This is a genomic window from Halorubrum tibetense (assembly GCF_042661865.1).
Taxonomy (GTDB): Archaea; Halobacteriota; Halobacteria; order Halobacteriales; family Haloferacaceae; genus Halorubrum; species Halorubrum tibetense.
The window spans coordinates 1-4,519 of sequence record NZ_JBHSWW010000207.1; the positions used below are offsets into that span (position 1 = coordinate 1).

At 69.5% G+C, this 4,519-nt stretch carries 4 protein-coding genes and 1 pseudogene; 3 read left to right on the forward strand and 2 right to left on the reverse strand.

Annotation, left to right across the window (positions count from 1 at the left end; genetic code table 11):
* The 3 genes and pseudogenes from ACFQEU_RS11920 to ACFQEU_RS11930 all read left to right on the forward strand — a co-directional run.
* A pseudogene (locus ACFQEU_RS11920) lies at positions 1-340 on the forward strand (hypothetical protein); the annotation flags it as partial.
* A 70-nt stretch (positions 341-410) separates the two neighbouring features.
* Complete coding sequence (gene fdhF, locus ACFQEU_RS11925) at positions 411-2,489, forward strand: formate dehydrogenase subunit alpha (RefSeq protein ID WP_379782409.1); 2,079 nt, start codon at positions 411-413, stop codon at positions 2,487-2,489.
* Between the two features lie 94 nt (positions 2,490-2,583).
* Positions 2,584-3,072 carry a thioredoxin family protein gene (locus ACFQEU_RS11930; RefSeq protein ID WP_379782411.1) on the forward strand — a complete coding sequence of 163 codons (489 nt, stop codon included), beginning with the start codon at positions 2,584-2,586 and terminating at the stop codon, positions 3,070-3,072.
* Between the two features lie 61 nt (positions 3,073-3,133).
* Here the strand turns inward: ACFQEU_RS11930 and ACFQEU_RS11935 are convergent, their stop codons facing one another.
* Both ACFQEU_RS11935 and ACFQEU_RS11940 read right to left on the reverse strand, forming a co-directional pair.
* Positions 3,134-3,304 carry a hypothetical protein gene (locus tag ACFQEU_RS11935; RefSeq protein ID WP_379782413.1) on the reverse strand — a complete coding sequence of 57 codons (171 nt, stop codon included), beginning with the start codon at positions 3,302-3,304 and terminating at the stop codon, positions 3,134-3,136.
* 106 nt (positions 3,305-3,410) lie between these two features.
* On the reverse strand, positions 3,411-4,519 hold a 1,109-nt coding region (locus tag ACFQEU_RS11940), incomplete at its 5' end, for a hydantoinase B/oxoprolinase family protein (protein ID WP_379782415.1).

The following is a 4,519-nucleotide window of genomic DNA, read 5'->3' on the forward strand; positions in this document are numbered from 1 at the left end:
CGTCGGACTGGACCACGGACCGGTCGTCGGCTCCGCGATCGTCGGCCTCCTCGCCGGGCTCGTCTGTCCGCCGCTTCTCGCCGCCGGGGACACGGTCGCCGCAGTCGCGTTCTGCGCGTCGTTCGCGGGCATGGCGACGCCGGAACGGATCCCCGGAACCGGTGCAATGATCGTGGCCGGGGCGGTTTCGGGGCTCGTGTTCGTTGGGGCCGCACCGTACTTCGTCGGCTTCGGCGGGAAGCTCGGAACCATCGCGTTCACGGCGTGCCTGTTCACCGCCGGGATCCGCTCGCTGGGGAAGACCCTCGTGCCGTCGCCGCTCGCCGGCGTCTCCGGGTAACCGCAACGATTTAAAACACCGCAGTACTCGGGCCGCAACCGGAGGGGGGTCGCCCGCGTATGACACGGTGATGACCGACCCGAACGAGCCGTCGGAACGAACCGTGGAAGCGGAGCGGACGGTGTGTCCGTTCTGTGGCGTCGGCTGTACGATCGAGTATGCCGGGAACGAAACGACGACCGGCGTCGAGGGACCGGTGAACACCCGCGGTGAGATCTGTCCGAAAGGCGCGGCGGCGTTCGACGTCGTCACGCACGACGACCGCCTCACCGAACCGCTCGTCCGACACAACGGCCGGTTCGTCACTGCTCCCTGGGAAGAGGCGTTGAACCGTGTCGCGGAGCGTCTCGGCCGGATCCGCGACGATCACGGGGCGGACGCGATCCAGTTCTTCGCCTCCTCGAACTGCACCAACGAGGAGAACTACGTCTTCCAGAAGATCGCTCGCGTCCTCGGCACCAACAACGTGGACAACTGTGCGCGGCTCTGTCACTCCTCGACGGTAGCCGCGATGGGGGAGCGACTCGGGGCGGGCGCGATGACGAACACCCTCGATGACCTCTCGGAGACGGACTGTCTGTTCGTCAACGGGGCGAACCCCGCCGAACAGCACCCCGTCGCGTTCCGGTCGTACCTGCTGCCGGCGATCCGCGACGGCGCGTCGTTGATCCACGTCGACCCGCGCGCGAACGACACCACCGAGGCGGCCGACGTTCACCTGCCGCTCGAACCCGGGACGGACATCGAGGTGGCGAACGCCATCGCGAACGTCCTCCTCGAAGAGGAGCTCGTCGACGACGCGTTCCTCGCGGAGCGGGTCACGGGTGTCGACGCGTTCCGAGAGCATCTCGCGTCGGTCGACGTCGAGGCGAACGCCCGTGCGGCCGGGGTCGACCCGGAAGCGATCCGCGAGGCCGCACGGCTGTTCGGAGAAGCGGACCGCGGCGCGGTGATCACGGGGATGGGAACGAGCCAACACCGGTGTGGGACCGACAACGTCCACGCGCTGCTTAACCTAGCCCTCTTGACGGGGAACATCGGACGGCGTGGGACCGGCGTCAACCCGCTCCGCGGACAGAACAACGTCCAAGGCGCGAGCGACGTCGGCGCGCTTCCGGGAGTCCTTCCGGGGTACGAGCCGGTGACCGACCCGGACGCCCGGGCGCGTGTCGCTGACGAGTGGGGAGTCGAGCCGCCGGCAGAACCCGGGCTCACGGAAGTGACCGCGACCCACCGGTTCGGCGAGGACGTCCACGGGGCGGTCGTCTTCGGCGAGAACCCGGCGGTGACGGAGCCGAACGCGACCGCGGTCGCGTCGGCGTTCGACGAGCTCGATTTCTGTGTCGTCATCGACCTCTTCGAGACGGAGACGGCCGCACACGCCGACGTGGTGTTACCGGCGAGCTCGTGGGCAGAGAAGGCTGGAACCGTCACGAACACCGACCGACGGGTGATGCGGATGCGACCGAACGCGACCCTTCCGGGGAACGCGCGTCGCGACTTGGACATCCTGACCGCGATCGGTCGGCGACTCACCGACGTCCCCGAGGAGTTCGAGTACGACGGTCCGGAGGCCGTGTTCGAGGAGCTGACGCGAGTGGCACCGATCTACGCCGGGATGAGCTACGACGGGATCGGCGACGGGTATCAACGCTGGCCGTTCCCGGTCGACGCCGAGGCGGGGACCGACGTGTTACACACGGAGACGTTCGCCACGGGGGAGCGAACCGCGCCGCTTTCGGCGGTCGACCCGACCCCGCCGGCGGACACCCTCGATACGGGCGAGCTGACGCTCACCACCGGTCGAGTACTACAGCACTTCAACAGCGGAGCGCTTACCCGCCGGTCCGACCGCCTGATGGCGATGCGGGGGGAGGACGTCCTGCAGATCCACCCGGACGACGCCGATGACCGGGGGATCGAGGACGGCGACACGGTGTCGGTCGCGAACGAGCGGGGTGAGGTGACGGTCACGGCCGACGTGACGACCGCCGTCCGCCGGGGCGTCGTGTTCTGTACGTTCCACTACGCGGAGCCACTCGTCAACACGCTCGCCGGCGACGCGCTCGACCCGGTCGCCGAGATCCCCGAGTACAAACACTCGGCGGTGCGAGTCGAGCCGGTCGCACCCCCGGTCGAAGCCGACTAGACGTATCGAAGCCGACCGAGCCAGTCGACCGCGATAGCGATGCGGCCGCGTCACCCCCGCAAACTATATTGCTGAATATCCACAATACTATCGCATGAGTGACGCGGCAGAAAGCGAGCGGGAGCGGATCCGAGAGCGGAAACGCGAGGAGCTACGCGAACGACTCGCCGACGACGGCGCTGTGTCCGGAAAGACGGGCAACAGCGGGTCGGGTTCGACGGACGACGGATCGACCCCCGACGAGCCGGTCGAGATCAGGGGCACCGAGGAGTTCCAGCGAGTCGTATCCGAGCACGAGGTCGTGCTCGTCGACTGTTACGCCGACTGGTGTGGCCCGTGTCAGATGATGGAGCCGACGGTAGAGACCGTCGCGAGCGAGACCGACGCCGCGGTCGCGAAAGTCGACGTCGACGCACACCCCGGGCTCGCACAGCAGCTAGGCGCACGGGGCGTCCCGACGTTCCTCGTGTACGCGAACGGGGAGGCGGTCGACCGGTTCGTCGGCGCACAGGACCGCGGGACGCTGGAGTCGGCGATGCGGCCACACCTCGGGAAGCGGCGGAGTCGGGATCACGAGGCGTGATCGCGCCGGGAGCCGCCGGGTGGGACAGGGTGCCGGGAACGGAGCCTCGGACCGGGAGTCGTTATCGCAGAGCCGAAGTGAAGTACGGTTCGTCGTCGAGGCGGTTGGAGACGTCCACGAGCCGTCCCGATCCGCACTCCGAACACCGGACATCCGTGTCGACGTCGTAGCCGACCGGACGGGCGTAGACGGTCGAACAGCGCTCACAGGAGAGATACTGGAGGCCAGTCATCGCTCGCCGTACGGCGCGCGAACGGGTTAACCATCGGATCACGCGGGCCGGCGCGTCCAAGGGAGCGTCGCGTCGACGGAACGGGTGGCACGGGTCCGTCGTCGGGTCACTCCTCGAGTTTCCCGTCGTCACGGTCCGCGGCCGTCGCGTCCGGGTCGCGGTCGGCGGGATCGCCGTACCCACCGCCGCCCGGCGTTCGGACCGTTACCGTCGTTCCGGCGGGGACGTCGCGGGTCGTCTTCGCCGGGACCGGTTCACCGTCGATCAGGTTCTCGCCGCGAGCGCCCGAGTCTCCGCCCGCAAGCCCCGCCGGGGGGTGTCTCCGCCGCTCGGTGAGCAGCGAGACGGTGGCGTCGACGAGGGTTCGAACCGAGCGTTCGAGCCCGAGCCCGCCGCGGTGTCGCCCCGCGCCGCCGCTTCCGGGGCGGAAAGCGTACCGCTCGACTTCGAGCGGGTAGGCGGCTTCGAGCGCCTCGACGGGCGTGTTGAGCGTGTTCGTCATCCCGACCTGAACGCCGTCCATCCCGTCGGCGCCCGGTCGACCGCCGAACCCGCCGCCGATCGTCTCGTAGTAGGTGAAGGGGCCGGACGCGTCGCCGTTCCCTCGATCGGCCGTCCCGCCGCTTCCGCCCCCGCGACTCCCGATCGTGAGGTTGTTCATCGTTCCCTGGCTCCCGGCGGCGACGCGGTCGGGGACGGCCTCGGCGAACGCCGCGAGGACGACGTCGGTGACGCGCTGGCTCGTCTCGACGTTCCCCCCGACGACGGCAGCCGGCGGGTTCGGGTCCAGCAGGGAGCCCTCCGGGACGCGAACCGTCACCGGCTCGTAACAGCCGTGGTTCGGCGGTATCTCCGGGTCCGTCACGCAGCGAACGACGAAGTACACCGCGCTCTTCGCCACCGCGAGCGGCGCGTTCAGGTTCCCCGCCACCTGGTCGGCAGTGCCCGCGAAGTCGACCGTAAGCGACCCGCCATCGACGGTGACGGCGGTCCGGATCGGGACGTCCGCCTCCGTGACGCCGTCCCCCTCCAGTACGTCTGCGGCCTCGTACGTCCCGTCCGGGAGGTCGTCGATGGCGGCGGTCATCCGGTCGCGGGAGTAGCCGATCACCGCGTCGAAGCCGCGTTCGATCCGGTCGCGACCGTAGTCGTCGATCAGCGCCGCGACCCGCTCGTCCGCTCGGCGGTTGGCGGCGAGCTGGGCCGCGAGGTCCG